Annotated in this window: 11 protein-coding genes; 7 read left to right on the forward strand and 4 right to left on the reverse strand. The window is 63.0% G+C overall.

All coding sequences use genetic code 11. The features are described 5' to 3' along the window. Position 1: 1 nt before the first annotated feature. Together NKH03_RS27895 and NKH03_RS27900 are read left to right on the forward strand one after the other, a co-directional pair. Positions 2–1132, forward strand: a complete 1131-nt coding sequence (locus NKH03_RS27895) for a hypothetical protein (protein WP_352972021.1) — start codon at positions 2–4, stop codon at positions 1130–1132. A 192-nt stretch (positions 1133–1324) separates the two neighbouring features. Beyond that, positions 1325–1846 carry a hypothetical protein gene (locus NKH03_RS27900; RefSeq protein WP_352863849.1) on the forward strand — a complete coding sequence of 174 codons (522 nt, stop codon included), beginning with the start codon at positions 1325–1327 and terminating at the stop codon, positions 1844–1846. 9 nt (positions 1847–1855) lie between these two features. On the opposite strand, the gene NKH03_RS27905 is transcribed toward NKH03_RS27900, so the two are convergent. Continuing rightward, a complete protein-coding gene (locus NKH03_RS27905) occupies positions 1856–2479 on the reverse strand; it encodes a hypothetical protein (protein ID WP_352972024.1) in 624 nt (207 codons plus the stop codon). 17 nt (positions 2480–2496) lie between these two features. Beyond that, the gene (locus NKH03_RS27910) at positions 2497–4119 is read right to left on the reverse strand and encodes an FAD-binding oxidoreductase (RefSeq protein ID WP_352972027.1); all 1623 of its coding nucleotides are present in this window, start codon (positions 4117–4119) and stop codon (positions 2497–2499) included. Positions 4120–4357: 238 nt separating this feature from the next. On the opposite strand from NKH03_RS27910, the gene NKH03_RS27915 reads away from it, so the two are divergent. Then, positions 4358–4819, forward strand: coding sequence for a YegJ family protein (locus tag NKH03_RS27915; RefSeq protein WP_352972030.1), 462 nt, complete (start codon positions 4358–4360; stop codon positions 4817–4819). Between the two features lie 6 nt (positions 4820–4825). Here the strand turns inward: NKH03_RS27915 and NKH03_RS27920 are convergent, their stop codons facing one another. Further along, on the reverse strand, positions 4826–5794 hold the full coding sequence (locus NKH03_RS27920; RefSeq protein WP_352972032.1) for a hypothetical protein: 969 nt from the start codon (positions 5792–5794) through the stop codon (positions 4826–4828). Between the two features lie 67 nt (positions 5795–5861). Next, a complete protein-coding gene (locus NKH03_RS27925) occupies positions 5862–6920 on the reverse strand; it encodes a CapA family protein (protein WP_352972035.1) in 1059 nt (352 codons plus the stop codon). Between the two features lie 107 nt (positions 6921–7027). On the opposite strand from NKH03_RS27925, the gene NKH03_RS27930 reads away from it, so the two are divergent. The 4 genes from NKH03_RS27930 to NKH03_RS27945 all read left to right on the forward strand — a co-directional run bounded on the left by NKH03_RS27930 (position 7028) and on the right by NKH03_RS27945 (position 14579). Then, the gene (locus tag NKH03_RS27930) at positions 7028–8284 is read left to right on the forward strand and encodes a hypothetical protein (protein ID WP_352972037.1); all 1257 of its coding nucleotides are present in this window, start codon (positions 7028–7030) and stop codon (positions 8282–8284) included. A gap of 484 nt (positions 8285–8768) precedes the next feature. Next, on the forward strand, positions 8769–10337 hold the full coding sequence (locus NKH03_RS27935; RefSeq protein WP_352972039.1) for a DUF2778 domain-containing protein: 1569 nt from the start codon (positions 8769–8771) through the stop codon (positions 10335–10337). 129 nt (positions 10338–10466) lie between these two features. Beyond that, positions 10467–13553 (forward strand): excinuclease ABC subunit UvrB, encoded by a 3087-nt coding sequence (uvrB, locus tag NKH03_RS27940; RefSeq protein WP_352972041.1) that lies wholly within the window; start codon positions 10467–10469, stop codon positions 13551–13553. A 120-nt stretch (positions 13554–13673) separates the two neighbouring features. Next, a complete protein-coding gene (locus NKH03_RS27945) occupies positions 13674–14579 on the forward strand; it encodes a DMT family transporter (RefSeq protein WP_352972043.1) in 906 nt (301 codons plus the stop codon). Positions 14580–14882: the final 303 nt, after the last annotated feature.

The raw sequence follows: 14882 nt of genomic DNA on the forward strand, positions 1-14882 counted from the left end.
CATGTTCGTGCTCCGCTGGCTGAAGCGCATCGTCAAGACGATCCTCTGGCTGATCGTCATCGTCATCCTCGTCCCGATCGTCGGGCTGAGCTACGGCTTCCTGACGACGTCGTCGCTCGACAAGACGCCGCTGCCCGGCATTGCCGACGGCGCTCCGCCCAAGGCGCTGGCCGACAAGGTTCGCACCGAAATCCCCGGCTACCAGCGGCCGGAGGAATCGACCTTCCTCACCTATCCGGAATGGGCAATTGTCTACGCCGCGCGCGAATATGCCGGCTTCGTCGACAAGGACCAGCCGAGCGGCTTCCCCTACTGGTCCTATGTCGGACGCTTCTGGCAGGATTACGCCATGGTGATCCGCGCCAGTTCTCCCTACAAGTTCAACTACGCCAACCACCAGATGCTGGTCATCATCGGCACCAGCCACTCGATCGAGCATATGCTGCAGTGGGCCTACGAGAACACTGTCGGCCGTATCACCGAGGCGACAGCAGGCAAGCGAACCGCCACCGACATCTATCAGGCCAAGGTGGCGGCCGACTATGCCGCCTTCCTCGACCAGGTGCCCTGGTACCAGTTCCCCTATGCCGACAAGCGCGCCGGCCTGTTTGTGGTGCAGCCGGCGCCGGGCGACAGTTCCATTCGCACCAGCGAACGCAAGCTGGCATTCGGCCTCGCCGACACCATCAAGCAGGCCTATGCCGACCTGATCAAAAAGGCGCTCGCCGCCACGACGAACCCGGCCTTTCTCGACATCCATGTCTGGGCCAAGGGGCCGGTCGGTGAAGTCACGCGCGACGAGCCAGACACCTTGCTCGAACGTGACATGGGCACCGATGGCACCATTTTCGTCACCAAGCGCTATCAGGTGTTCACCGAGATGATTCCGCGCCTGATCGACAAGGGCGTGTCGTTCGTGGAGATCGGCGGCAACGACGAGATCATGGTCACCATGCTCTCCACCGACTCGATCGCCATCCCCGAAGGCATGCGCATCCTGTTCAGCTATCCTCTGCCGGCCGATCCGGCAACGCGCCGCACCGGCATGGTCGTCGCCGTGCGCAAGCTGCATCTCGTGCTGCCGGCGCTGATCAAGTCGGGCGCCCGGCTTGAACATGTCTATGACTACTGAGGCCTTTCGGCCACGCCCGGCCAGGATTATGCGTTTCGAGCGCTCCGCCACGTCCATTCCACAATCGCGGCCAAATCCCGCCTTGTTCGCGCGCGAAGGAGTGTTGCATGTCGCCCAAAAGTGGAATCCGGTTTTGGGATCACGACATCAACCTGAATGGGTTGCCGGGAGGCATCTCGAAGGGACAAGACCGTGATCAAGACCGCCCTTGTCGCCATGACCATCGTCGGCTGCGACTGCGACGCCAAGCTTTGCGAATATATCGGCGAGACGCCGGCCAAGTGGTCGACCGTCGCCGAGTGCGAGGCCGCGATGAAAAGCCAGATGCTGCACGAGCGCAATTTCAACTATCCGCTCGTCTCCGGCATCTGCCGCACGAAGGGCTCGTCGTCCTCCTCGCAGCTGGCCGCGACCGCGTCGCGCCCGGAATTGAAGCCAGCCAGCCGGATTGTCAGAACCGAAAGTCCATTGCCGCCTGAATTGAGCCACCGGCCGAGCGTCCCGGTCGGTTCGCCGACGACGGCCATGGAAGCCGACGCCGCCCGGCCCGTCGCCTATGAACAGGTGGTCGACGGCGGAACCGGCGTGCTCTATCGCACGAAAAACGGCTACGCCGTGGTCAAGACCGACCTTGGCCGCGCCGCTTCCGCGACCGCCGACGCAGCGAAACGCTCCGTAAGCTGGCTGGCCGGACTGGTGCCGAAGGGGCTGTAGTCCCTACAGCTACAACTTCACCTTCAGGCTCTGCCAGAATTTGTCGATCAGCGGCTTTTCGGTAGCCACGTCCTCGCCGGCAATGCGGGTGATGAACAGCAGCCCCCGATCGGCAACGCCGAAGCCGACGATCTCGAAATCAGCCGTGTCGGTGCGTGTCTTCACGACAGCCTTTATGCCGGTCAATTCCTTGCCGTCGGCGAGCTTGCGCGTCATCGGCTCCTGCGTCAGCGTGGCACCGGCCTGCACCGATTCCTTGGTCATCTCCTGCAGCATCAGCTGGTTCAGCGACACCGGATTCATCTTGCCGTATTCCTGCACGACTACGATCGTGCCCAGCGCCGACGCCATCAGATACTGCGTGATGTTCTCACCAAGATCGGTCTTGGTCACCGAAATATCGCTCGGATGGACGAAGGAGAAATCGCCGCCGGAAAAGGTGGCGAAGTCGTTGCGCTCGAGCGTCACCTTGCTCTTTCTGCCGCCAGGCAGCGTCATGCTTGTGCTCTCGCCGGGATCGATATCGACGGTCACGCCGTCGATCGTCAGCTTGAAGGCCTTGAGATCCTCGGCTGCCGAAGGTCCGGCGCACAGCGCAATGAGGGTGAGTGCCGCCGCCGATACCATGCGCATGGCTGTTCTCCTGCTTTTTACGCCACCCCGCTCAGCGCCTTGATGGCACGGTAGAAGGTCGAGGAAAACAGTTCCGTCGGGTCATATTGCCGCTTCGCCGCCAGGAAGGCCGGCAACTCGGGATAGGAGGCCAGCAACTCCTTGGCCGTATAATGCAGTTGGTAGGGCAAGAAGAAACGGCCGCCATGCTTGATGGTCACATCGATCAGCGCTCGGGTCAGCGCCCGCATCCTGGCGTTGCCGTCGGCATCGGTCGGCTGGTTGATGTAGAGCACCAGCGAATAGGCCGGCTCCGGCGCGTAGGTCAGTGCGACATCCTCCTTGTGGACGATGCGCACCGAAGCATTGAGCACCGGCAGCGTCTGGTTGCGCAGAATATCGCGGGCTTCCGCGATGAATGGATTATAGGCGGCGCGTGGAATAAAATATTCGTGCAGGATGTCTGTCTCATCCAAAAGGTCGTTGAACAGATACGGCACTGAATCGTGCATCGGGTTATTGCGGGTGACGAGGCAGGCCTCGCCTTCGGCCATGGCCGAGGTGCGCGCCACCGTGCAGCTCTCGAATTTCGGCTCCAGCGTCTTTTCGGTGAACCACTTCAGCTCCTGGAACAGGCTGCCCCATTTCGCCATGTTGATGATCACGCGCTTCAGCCCGACCGAACCCGGCTCGCCGATCGCGGGCTGATCCGCCGGCGGCTGCTCGGCCACCTTGTCATAACGGTAGACGATCATGTCCTCGAGGAAATTGCCCGGCGCCGTCGACAGATGGCCGTAAAACAGGCCGATCGCCCTGTTCGGCTCCAGCACCTCGGCGAAGAATTTCGGGAAATCGTCGGATTTGATGATTTCGCGAGAGGTCCGGTAGACGGCATTGTCGACGATATCGAGCGTGGCTTCGAGCACCACGCCGAACAGGCCGTAGCCGCCGACGACGTGGCGGAACAGATCGGTGTTCTCGGCAGGCGAACAGGTCGTCACCGACCCGTCGGCAAGCATCACCCGCATCGAGCGGATCGAGCTCGCCACCGAACCCGCCTGATGATCCATGCCGTGCGCATTGACCGACAGCGAGCCGCCGACCGAGAAGATGTCGGTGGACTGCATTGCCTTCACCGCGAAGCGCGGATGCAAGAGGTTCTGGATATCGTGCCAGCGCGCGCCCGGCTGCAGCGTCATGGTCTTCGCCGCGGCGTCGACCGTCACCTTGTTGAATTTTCTGAGGTCGAGTACCAGCGCATTGTCGTCGAAGGCGTGCCCGCCCATCGAATGACGGATGGCCGCCAGCGACACTTTCAAGCCATTGGCGCGCGCGAAGGCCAGCGCCTTGGCGATGTGCTCCTCCTTGCTGACTTCGACCACGCCATAGACCGGCGTCTTCGAGAGACCGCTGGCATCGTTGATGTCGCCGCCTTTTGCCGACCAGGGCAGCGACGCGTCAAACGCCGGCGCACTCTCCAGCGGCTTCAGCGGCAGCGCGATGCCGTCGATATCGGCGATGCGGCCCGCGTTCTTCGGTCCCAAAGGCCCGCGCGCCAGCCGCGCCACCGTGTTGCCGCCCCACAGCACCGCGCCGCCGACGACAGCCGCACCCAGCAACAGCCGCCGCGACAGCCGAAATCCCTTTTGTTCGTCAGCCATGAGTATCCCCCGTGGCCAAGGGATAGCGCGGCCTGCTGGCAAAAACCATAGTGGTCGCGCGGAAGAACGTTCCGTCAGAAAATCGATATCGATATGAACCATTGTCGGCTCGACCATCGCTTGAAGCGGATGAAACTCGCGCTCCGGTTGCAAACCCGGAATGGATGCACCATGATGGCTGCGACCACGGTGAGGGGGGCCTTCCATGAAACTCGCAGTCCGGACCATGATGTCCCTGATGCTGGCGCTTGCTCCGGGATCGGCCGGTGCACAAGGCGCGGATCCAGGCGACGACAAGACGGTTATCTTTACTCCCGACGATCCAGAGATGGCGGCGGCGACCGCGCAGGCACTCGCCAGCCTGGACGACTTCCTGGCACTGTCCGAGGCTCCTCCCTCCGGCACGGACAGGTTCAAACTGAAGTTCAAGGTGCGGGACGGGAAGGTCAGCGAACACTTCTGGGTCATCCCATTCCGGCGCACCGAAACCGGCTTTGTCGGCATATTGGCAAACCAGCCGGAGGCAGTGCACAACGTCGTCCTGGGGCAGAACATAGAATTCACCAGGGGCGATATTTCCGACTGGGGATACACACGCGGCGGCCATCAGGTCGGCAGCTTCACCGTCTGTGTGATGTTCAAGAAAATGTCGAAAGAAGAGGCAGACTTCATGCGCGACCAATACGGCTTCGACTGCTGACAGCGATTAACCGATCTCGTCCTTCGCGCCGACCTTGCGCACCAGCGCCGCCGTCGCCAGCATCGCGCCCATGTCTGATATCATCGGCGCGACATGCGTGGTGTAGTCGAGCGGCACCGAAATATCCGGCAACTCGAAGAAATTCTTCGTCTGCGGCAACAGCAGGAAACCGTCGCTGCCGTTGAGCGCGACGCGGGCCGGGTCGTCCGGCCAAGTTTCGCCAAGCCATTTCAGCGCCTGCGCCAGGCGGCCGGTCACCAGCGGCCGCGCCGCCTCGGCATTGTCGGTGCGGAATTCATAGGCGGCGTCGAGTTCAGGCACGCCGCACGACAAGTCCTGCATCTTGCTGGCGAACATGCCGCGGAAGAAGCCGACGACCGCATTGGTCCGGCGCGTCGCCACCAATACCCCCGGGAACGGCTCGATCGCTTCGAAAGCGACAATGACACCCTTGAAGACTCTCGATGAATCCTTGCCCGACCCTACTCGCAGTTCTGCTTCGTAAAGCTCGAACGGAAACTCTTCGTAACGGCCCGAAACGACATCGTCGAACGACTGCTTGTTGAAAGCGCCGACCGCCTCGCGCGGCAGCCGGTCGAAAGAGTTCGGCCTCCCTCCATGCTGGTAACGCATATCCGCGATGAAGCCGAAGATGATTGGCAGCAGCGTCTCGCGGAACGATTGCTGCAGCCGCGTCGCCGGTTGCATGGCCTGGAAGTAGAGCACGCTCGAAGCCACCAAGCCGATGCCATAGAGAAACACATGTGGCGTCGAGAACCATTGCTCGTTGGGGTCGGCGACCTTGTTGAACAGCCAGGCGACCAGCGCCACGAACACCAGCACAAGGCCGACGAACAGTGGCACCCGCCAGCGCACTTGGCTGGCCGCGGAGGCCCTCGCCGTCTCATAGGTCTCGATGTCTTTCCGGATACCGGCAATCACCGCGTCGCCCGGCATGAAATCCGCCGTTTCCATCGCCACCCCTCCGCAAGCCTGCCTCTGCCGTCGCATGATAGTCGGTTTTGCAAGGGCCGCCAGACGGTTAGGCGATGACACCCTCTTCGCTTGAAGAGGAAGGGAAGATTGCGCCCAATCGAGCTTCGACCCTGCCGCGCATCTGCTCAACCAGTGCCTCCACTGGCACTAGCCGCTCATGGTCGCCGGCGCGCACGCGCATGAAGGGATGCAGCCGGTAAGACGCGATGGCGCCGCGTGTGCCGGCATCGGCGCTGACATCGACGACGAAGATTCCTCCGATGCGGCCCGGCCATGTCTGGCGCGCAAAGGCGGTGCCAAGGAAATCGCCGAGCCCGTAAGCGACGATCGTCCCGTCGATCTTTTCCACCGGCTGCACGACATGGGCGTGATGGCCGGCGATCAGCCCGACGCCTTGCCCGGCCAGCCGCCTGGCCAGCGCCCGCGTCTCGGCGCGCGGAAAATGCCGGAACTCCCAGTCCCAATGCGGCACGGCACAAAGAAGATCGACACCATAGCGCGGCCAGCCGGCCGGATCGCTGTCCATCGATACGCGCCCGGCGAACAGGTTTTCATCGGCGTTGCGCCAAAGCGTGAAGGCGGCGAAGCCGATATCCAGCGGCCCGGCCTGGACAGGCACCACCGGACCATTGGCGGCCTGGCCGACCGTGCGGATGCCGAGCCGCTGCAGCGCCGCGACCGTCTCGTCGAAGCCGGCGACGCCCTGGTCGAGCACATGATTGTTGGCCAGTGACAGCACGAGCCTTTCGCGCGCAATACCAGCCGCCGCCAACGCCTCGGCCAGGAACCGCTCGCTCATCGCATGATGCGTGCCGAGTCTCGTGCCCAGCACCGCGCTTGGTTTGTCCACGACAGGGCTTTCGCAATTGCCGATCACCACATCGGCAGCTCCGAGCAGCCTCTTGACCTCCGGGTCGCAGTCCGGCGCGGTGCGGTTGGCCACCGCCGAGATGTCGCCGACGAAGGCCAGCCGCACTGCCTCCCTTGGTGGCGGATTCATCAGCGTTCCCGCCATCGGCGCAAAGTCTTGCGCGCCGCCGGCAAGCGAGGGCTTCAGAAAACGCGGCAGCCAGGACAGCTTGTAGGAAAACGGATAATTCGACACGCGGCGCCCAATTGTTTGCCTTGTGTAGACCGTCCTCGGGACGGGTTGAAGCGCGACGCTGCAAATGGTGTATGTTTGTTCCGCGCGACAAATATTTGGGGGGAAAGATGACACGACCGGCAAGCCTGCTGACATCCGCTTTCATGCTGATTGTGCCGCTGTCTTCCGCGACGGCGGCTATGCCCGAAGCGGCATCCGCTCTGTTCGAGGCGAAGACCGTGGCCGCGCGCGACAGCGCCCTGTCGACGCTGGAGGCCGCCGCGCCAAAAGACCCGGCATCAGCTTACGCCGCCGGCGCCGGCGAGTTCTTCACCGCGCTGGAAATCCTGGCCAGCGGCCTGCATCGTCATGGCTTCGAAAGCCCGCAATCCTTCATGCTGCCGCTGATGCGGCTGCCGGTGCCCGACAATCCGAACCCCGAACCGATGACCTACGAGCAGTTCCGCGCCATTCTGGTCGCCTTCCGCGACCAGCTCGAAAAATCCGCCGCCACGTTTGCGCCGGTGCCGGCGGACGCCGATATCGGCATGGCAATCGATCTCACCCATACCGGCATCGATCTCAACGAGGACGGCACCATCGCGCCTGATGAAAGCATGGCCGCCATCATGGCCTCGCTGTCGCGCGGTGGCAGCGCGCCAGACGATGCAGCCCCCTCTTTGACCTTCCGCTTCGATCGCGCCGATGGCTACTGGCTGCAGGGCTATGCCGAATTCCTCATGGCGCAGGCCGATTTCTGGCTGGCGCATGATTTCAGGAGCACCTTCGACGGGTCCTTCCACATGCTGTTCCCGCGCGCCAAGCTGCCGTTGCAGGATATCCTGGTGCCGCCGGCCGGCGACATGGGCAGCAGCATCTTCTCGTCGGAGTGGCGCATCGCCGATTTCATCTCGCTGGTGCATCTCGTCAACTGGCCGGTGGTCGAACCCGAGCGCCGGCAAGCGGCACGCCGTCATCTGCTGGAAATGATCCGGCTGTCGCGCGAGGATTGGAAGGCGATCCGCGCCGAGACCGACAATGACCGCGAATGGCTGCCGGGACCGCGGCAGAAGGGCGAGAACCCGCTTACCGGCCTCGAAGTCGGCGAGGAGCAGGTGCAGGCCTGGCTCGCCGCCTTGACCATGGCCGAGGATCTCCTCGAAGGCCGCGTGCTGCTGCCGCATTTCCGCATCACCGATAAGGGCATCAACATGAAGCGCTTCTTCGACGAGCCAAAAAACTTTGACCTGGTGTTGTCGATCACAGGCCCGGCCATCGCGCCCTATCTCGAAAGCGGCAGGATCCTGACCAGCAACGATTTCGACCAAATCCAGCGCCAGTTCGGCGGCGGCGGGTTTCTGACGTTTGCGCTTTGGTTCAATTGAGGGTGCCACTCAAGGCGGCCGTCCAGGCGAAGAAGTTGTGACAGGCAGGCAACGGTTTTACCTGAGACAGGCGCCTATTTGGGCAATTTTCACCGCCGGTCGCTTCGTTGCATTTATCGCTGAAGGTGCCGCGAAAAAATTTAGAAACGGCTGTTTTGCTTGACTCGGCGATCAAAAGCGGGCAGCAAAACGACGTCGGAGAGGCAACAACACCACTTTCCTGGCCGTGGACGAGGCCTGATTTGACCTAAATCCACATCTCGTCGTTGGTTTTGAGAGGGATTAATTAACCAACTTTGTCCATATTTTGAAGCAATCGGCAACCAACGACAGACGCGGCAAACGCGTCGGGGACCACCTGGGATCACTCACAGAATGGTCGTCGCGGCTCTCAAGGCCACGTACGGGGGAAACCGGTTGGAGCAAGATTGGTTGCATGGCGTTGTTGCGTAAAAAAAATTCCGGGGACGAGCGTAGGGACGGCGTGACCGCCTGCGACGCGCCATGTTCCTCTTCCTTCACTCCTGAACGGATCGTCCGCTGGGTCGCCGTGCCCGGCATCAGCGCTGCCGTTGGCCTGTGGCTGATCGGCACCATGGTCGGCCTCAGCTCCGTCGGCGCCTCGCTGTCGGCGACATCAGGTAGCCTGCCGCGGAGCCTGTCGATGCCGGGTTCGTTCGCCCTTGCCGATCCGATCAAGCAGCATTTTCTGAGAGCACCCTTCGCCCTTGCCAATGCCCATGGTGGCACGCAGGCCCTTCACGACCATGCCGTGCAGTGCGGCGCCAGTTGCTTCAAGCTTGCCCGGTTGAGCCCGCGGGCGGAGAAATCCGCGCGCCTCGTGGCGCAGGCAAAGCCCGTTCCCCCTGATGCGAAGTCGAGGTCGCAGGAGCGTTTCGAGCGCATGGAAGCGTCGCTTTCGCCGATGAAGCTCGCCGCTGCCTTTGCCGGCGCCGGAAAGCCCGTCGTCGCCGCAGAGGCCCGTCCCGTGATTTCCACCGTCGCGCCGCGAATTGCCGAGGCGTCGCTGGTGCCATCCGTCACGGTGATGGCCAGTCTGTCGGACGACATGCCGGCTCCGGCGGCGGAACGCTTCGCCCGGCTGGATACCGGCTCGGTCGTCGTTCAGACCGCGCCGCAACCGATGGGCTTTGCCCAGTCGGATGCGAAGACGCCGGATAATTCGCAGTTGGCGCTGGCCCTCGTGCAGTCGCTGCCGGTCGACGACGAAGCGTTTGCCTCACCGCTGCCGATCGAGGATTCGTCGGCTGACGTCGCGGTTTCGCCTGTCGAAACCCAGCAGGGACAACCCGGCGATGCCGCCTCGCTGCCGGACGCGCTCACCGACGATGTGCCATTGCCGACCCGTCGCCCGCGGTTCGAAGCATCGCAACCCGAGGTTGTACAACAGTCCAAACCTGTCCAGCAACCGAAGCCTGTCCAGCAACCGAATCCAGCTCGCGGGACCGTCCAGCAAGTCCAGACTGACCAACCGGCCAAACCGGCTCGGCAAGGACGGCCGGCCGATGGCGGCAACGTGCTGGCCTACGCCAAGCCGGACACGCCTTCGGGTGGCCTCGGCAAGGCATTCAAGAACCTGTTCAATTCACCGAACCCCAGGAGCGGAGCCAGCAATGGCGTCGCCGTCTACGACATCAGCGCCGGGACCGTTTACATGCCTGACGGCTCGAGGCTCGAGGCGCATTCGGGCGTCGGCGCCATGGTCGACCAGCCTCGCTATGCCGACCAGAAGAACCGCGGCCCGACACCGCCCAACACCTACAATCTGTCGCTGCGCGAGTCGCGCTTTCATGGTGTGGAGGCCTTGCGCCTGACACCGGTCGATGGCCGCAACAAATACAATCGCGACGGCTTCCTGGCCCATACCTATCTGCTTCGGGGCCGCTACGCCCAGTCGAGCGGTTGCGTCGCCTTCAAGGACTATGCGCGCTTCCTCGCCGCCTTCAAGAAGGGCAAAATCAAACGCCTCGTGGTGGTGCCGCGCCTGTCGTCTTCGCCGACGCAAGTCGCATCCGCCGCCAGGGGCGCGTAGTACCTACAGGCATTCGGCCGCACCTTTCGCGCCTTCTCCTGACAGCCTACTGTCAGGAGCTATGTTGTCCGGTACGCCTCTCCCCATCGCGCTCTTTCCATTTTGGCCAGGAAATCCCATATTCGGGATATGGCCAAATCTCCCGATCAAAAAACGCCTCCGACGGCGAATGACGACCGCGCCGCGCCGAAACGGCGCAGTCCGCTGACCGATTTCCTCGACGCCTCCGAGCCGCTGCACGGAGGCGGCTTCGCGGAGATGCCCCAGCCGGAGCTGTCGGGCACGCCACTGACCGGTTCGATCGCGGATTGGGCCGAACAGATCGAGCAGGAAGCCGAAAAGGAAGGACGTCTCGTCGGCAAGGGCGATGGTGGCAAACCACCGAAGCCATCGAAGAAGATACCCGAGCGCTCAAGCTCGCCGGGGCGCAGCGCGCGCGGCACCTCGATGGGTGGCGCGGCATCAGCCAGGGAGCGCACGGCAGCCGGCCTCAATCCGGTCGCCGGTCTCGACATTTCGTTGGAAGACGCCGAGACGATGGCCTCGGGCAGCGTCACCGCGACGGTGGCTGCCTTGTCGGCACTGATTGAATCCGGCAATCCGCTGCACAAGGACGGCGTGCTGTGGACACCGCACCGCCCTGCCCGTCCGGAGAAATCCGAAGGCGGCATCGCCATCAAGATGGTGTCGGACTTCGAGCCGGCTGGCGACCAGCCGACAGCGATCAAGGATCTGGTCGAAGGCGTCGCCAACAACGACCGCACCCAGGTGCTGCTCGGCGTCACCGGCTCCGGAAAAACCTTCACGATGGCCAAGGTGATCGAGGAGACGCAGCGCCCCGCGCTGATCCTGGCGCCGAACAAGACGCTGGCGGCCCAGCTTTATTCCGAGTTCAAGAAATTCTTCCCCGAAAACGCCGTCGAGTATTTCGTCTCCTATTACGACTATTACCAGCCGGAAGCCTACGTCCCGCGCACCGACACCTTCATCGAGAAGGAATCCTCGATCAACGAGCAGATCGACCGCATGCGTCACTCTGCGACGCGTTCTCTGCTCGAGCGCGACGACGTCATCATCGTCGCCTCGGTGTCCTGCATCTACGGTATCGGCTCGGTCGAAACCTACACGGCGATGACCTTCCAAATGCAGATCGGCGACCGGCTCGACCAGCGCGCTCTGCTCGCCGATCTCGTTGCCCAGCAGTACAAGCGGCAGGATATCAATTTCGTGCGCGGCTCGTTCCGCGTGCGCGGCGACACGATCGAGATCTTCCCGGCCCACCTGGAAGATCGCGCCTGGCGCATTTCGATGTTCGGCGACGAGATCGAGCAGATCACCGAGTTCGACCCGCTGACCGGCCAGAAGACCGGCGAGCTGAAAAGCGTCAAGATCTACGCCAATTCGCACTATGTGACACCGCGCCCGACGCTGAACCAGGCGATCAAGTCGATCAAGGAAGAGCTCAAGCACCGGCTGGTGGAACTTGAACGGGCTGGTCGGCTGCTGGAGGCGCAGCGGCTGGAGCAGCGCTGCCGCTTCGACCTGGAGATGCTGGAGGCCACCGGCTCCTGCGCCGGCATCGAGAACTATTCGCGCTATCTCACCGGCCGCCAGCCGGGCGATCCGCCGCCGACACTGTTCGAGTACATTCCCGACAATGCGCTGGTCTTCATCGACGAAAGCCACGTTACCGTGCCGCAGATCGGCGGCATGTATCGCGGCGACTTTCGCCGTAAGGCGACGCTGGCCGAATACGGTTTCCGCCTGCCGTCCTGCATGGACAACCGGCCCTTGCGCTTCGAGGAATGGGATGCCATGCGTCCGCTCTCCGTCGCGGTTTCGGCAACCCCGGGCGCTTGGGAGATGGAACAAGCCGGCGGCGTCTTCGCCGAACAGGTCATCCGCCCGACCGGGCTGATCGACCCGCCGGTCGAGGTGCGCCCGGCCAAGAGCCAGGTCGACGATGTCGTCGGCGAAATCCGTGACACCACCAAGGCCGGCTATCGCACGCTGGTGACGGTGCTGACCAAACGCATGGCCGAGGACCTGACCGAGTATCTGCACGAACAAGGCATCCGCGTCCGCTACATGCACTCCGACATCGACACGCTGGAACGCATCGAGATCCTGCGCGATTTGCGCCTTGGCGCCTTCGACGTGCTGGTCGGCATCAACCTTTTGCGCGAAGGCCTCGACATTCCCGAATGCGGCTTCGTCGCCATTCTCGATGCCGATAAGGAAGGTTTCCTGCGTTCCGAGACCTCGCTCATTCAGACCATCGGCCGCGCCGCCCGCAACGTCGACGGCAAGGTCATCCTCTATGCCGACCAGGTCACCGGCTCCATGGAACGGGCGATGGCCGAGACCAGCCGCCGCCGCGAGAAGCAGATGGAGTGGAACGAGGCCAACGGCATCACGCCGGAATCGGTCAAGTCGCGCATCTCTGACATTCTGGATTCGGTTTACGAGAAGGACCACGTCCGCGCCGACATCTCGCAGTTCACCGACGGCGCCGGCGCCATGATGGGCAACAACCTGAAAGCCCATCTCGATGCCATGGAGAAGCAGATGCGCGACGCCGCCGCCAATCTCGACTTCGAGAAGGCGGCCCGCATCCGCGACGAGATCAAGCGGCTGCGCGAGATGGAACTGTCGATTTCCGAAGACCCGCTGGCCAAATACGCCGACATGGAAAGCCCGGTCTCGGGCCGTGAAAAGGGCAAGCACAACAAGGGCGTGGCCAAACATCGTACATCAGAGGAACAGGACCGTTTCCGCAAGCTCGACGAAGCACGTGCCGCCGAAGAAACGGCCAAGGCTGCCCGGCCCAACCTCTTCCGCAAGCCTGATCTCGACGAAATGGGCGCCGACGGCGCCGTGCCGGTGAAGAAGCCGCTGTTCACCAAACCCTCGCTCGACGCCATGGGTCCGGGCACCGATATGCCGACGCCGGCCGGTGCGGTGTCGCGCTCGCTGTTCAAGAAACAGTCGGCCGAAGAGGCGCACGGTTCCGACTTCGGCATTCCCGGCGACGCCACCAAGCCGCTGTTCAAGAAGAACTCACTCGATGAGATGACCGTGCGGCGAACAGAGACGCCGATCGAGGGTGACAAGCCGGTCAAGCGTGAGCGCGCCGGCATCGGCTCATACGAGGATCCAGGCGATGTCCGCCGGGAAAAGCGCCGGCCGGGGAAGACAGGCAGACCGGGACGGTAGAGCTTGGGGTCACACTGTCGACTGGCTGGACCACGCCCCACCCTTGTCAGTTGCCAGTCGAAACGATACGGGCCACGGCAGCTTCTCCGCTTCCAACTGCAAGAAACGGCCGCCCGCACAATGAAACCCAAAGACATCGCCGCCTATATCTTCTTGGCCGTCACCTGGGGCTTGTCGTTTCTTGTGCTGCTCAAGGTGGTGCACGCCTTCGGCTGGGTCGGCGCGGTCGCCTTGCGGTCGCTGATCGCCGGCATCACGCTCCTGCTGCTTGCCGCCGCGACCCGACGCCGGCTCGATTTCAGCGCCGGCTGGCGGCGCTTCGCCGTTGTCGGCGCGACGACGGTTGCCGCGCAGCTTGTCGGCCTATCCTATGCCACCCCGCGCATCGGCACGGCGGTGGCGGCCATCCTTGTTGCCGCGATCCCACTGTTCTCGATGATCCTCGGCCAGCTATGGGGGCTTGAGCGCATCACCGTTCGCGGGCTGGCCGGACTGCTGCTCGGCGCCTTGGGCATCATCGTCCTGGTCGGTTTTCCCGCGGTGCCGATCACCGCATCCTTCGCTTTCGGCTGCGCCGCCTCGCTGTTTAGTTCCTTCTCGGCCGCCTTCGGCAGCAATTACGCAAACCGACATCTGGGCTCGGCCGGCTCGTGGGAACTCACCAGTGCCGCGTTCCTATTAGGCGGCTTGATGACGCTGCCATTGCTTCTCGCCGTACCGGTGCCGGCGATGCCTCGGGCCATCGACTTTCTCTATCTCGCCGTTCTCTCCTGCGTGATGAGCGCGTCGACCTACATCGTCTATTTTCGGCTGGTTGCCAGTATAGGCGCGACCAGGACGATCAGCGTCGAATTCGCCGTTACGGTGATCGCGGTGCTGGTCGGCACCAGCATGCTTGGGGAGTCGCTGACCGTAATCCAGGGCTTAGGCGCAGTCGCGATCATCGGTGGCTGCATACTGGTGCTCGATCCGTTCCCGCGCCGGGTGAAAGCGGTAGCCTTGCCTTCCGCCACGCCCTTGGTGTAGTCAGTCCGCACACTCGAACGTCTTGAAAGGAGGGCTCACGTGTTCGATTTTTCTCGTCACCATCGTCAGCGTGGCCCGATTTCCGCCCTGCGAGCTTTCTTGCAGGGCTGACCAGGGACGGTCCGGGGTTTCCCGCTTCGATTTTTTGGTCTGCCCTTCGTGGTGCAGCAACGCCGAGCCTGATGGCCGGCACGCACACCGTCAAAGTGCATTGAGCCGCTAGCCCGAATATCTCACAGAGTTGAGGTGCATCGGGGCTCCGAATCAGGGAAAATGCTTCTGCGACAAAGACTTACCCTAGGC

The organism is Mesorhizobium sp. M1406 (assembly GCF_040317555.1).
Classification (GTDB): Bacteria; Pseudomonadota; Alphaproteobacteria; order Rhizobiales; family Rhizobiaceae; genus Mesorhizobium.

What these genes read in the sequence shown, in the direction of transcription:
- NKH03_RS27895 (WP_352972021.1), top strand. Translation starts at nt 2, where the DNA reads ATGTTCGTGCTCCGCTGGCTGAAGCGCATCGTCAAGACGATCCTCTGG.
- NKH03_RS27905 (WP_352972024.1), bottom strand. Translation starts at nt 2,479, where the DNA reads ATGCGCATGGTATCGGCGGCGGCACTCACCCTCATTGCGCTGTGCGCC.
- NKH03_RS27910 (WP_352972027.1), bottom strand. Translation starts at nt 4,119, where the DNA reads ATGGCTGACGAACAAAAGGGATTTCGGCTGTCGCGGCGGCTGTTGCTG.
- NKH03_RS27915 (WP_352972030.1), top strand. Translation starts at nt 4,358, where the DNA reads ATGCTGGCGCTTGCTCCGGGATCGGCCGGTGCACAAGGCGCGGATCCA.
- NKH03_RS27920 (WP_352972032.1), bottom strand. Translation starts at nt 5,794, where the DNA reads ATGGAAACGGCGGATTTCATGCCGGGCGACGCGGTGATTGCCGGTATC.
- NKH03_RS27930 (WP_352972037.1), top strand. Translation starts at nt 7,028, where the DNA reads ATGACACGACCGGCAAGCCTGCTGACATCCGCTTTCATGCTGATTGTG.
- uvrB (WP_352972041.1), top strand. Translation starts at nt 10,467, where the DNA reads ATGGCCAAATCTCCCGATCAAAAAACGCCTCCGACGGCGAATGACGAC.
- NKH03_RS27945 (WP_352972043.1), top strand. Translation starts at nt 13,674, where the DNA reads ATGAAACCCAAAGACATCGCCGCCTATATCTTCTTGGCCGTCACCTGG.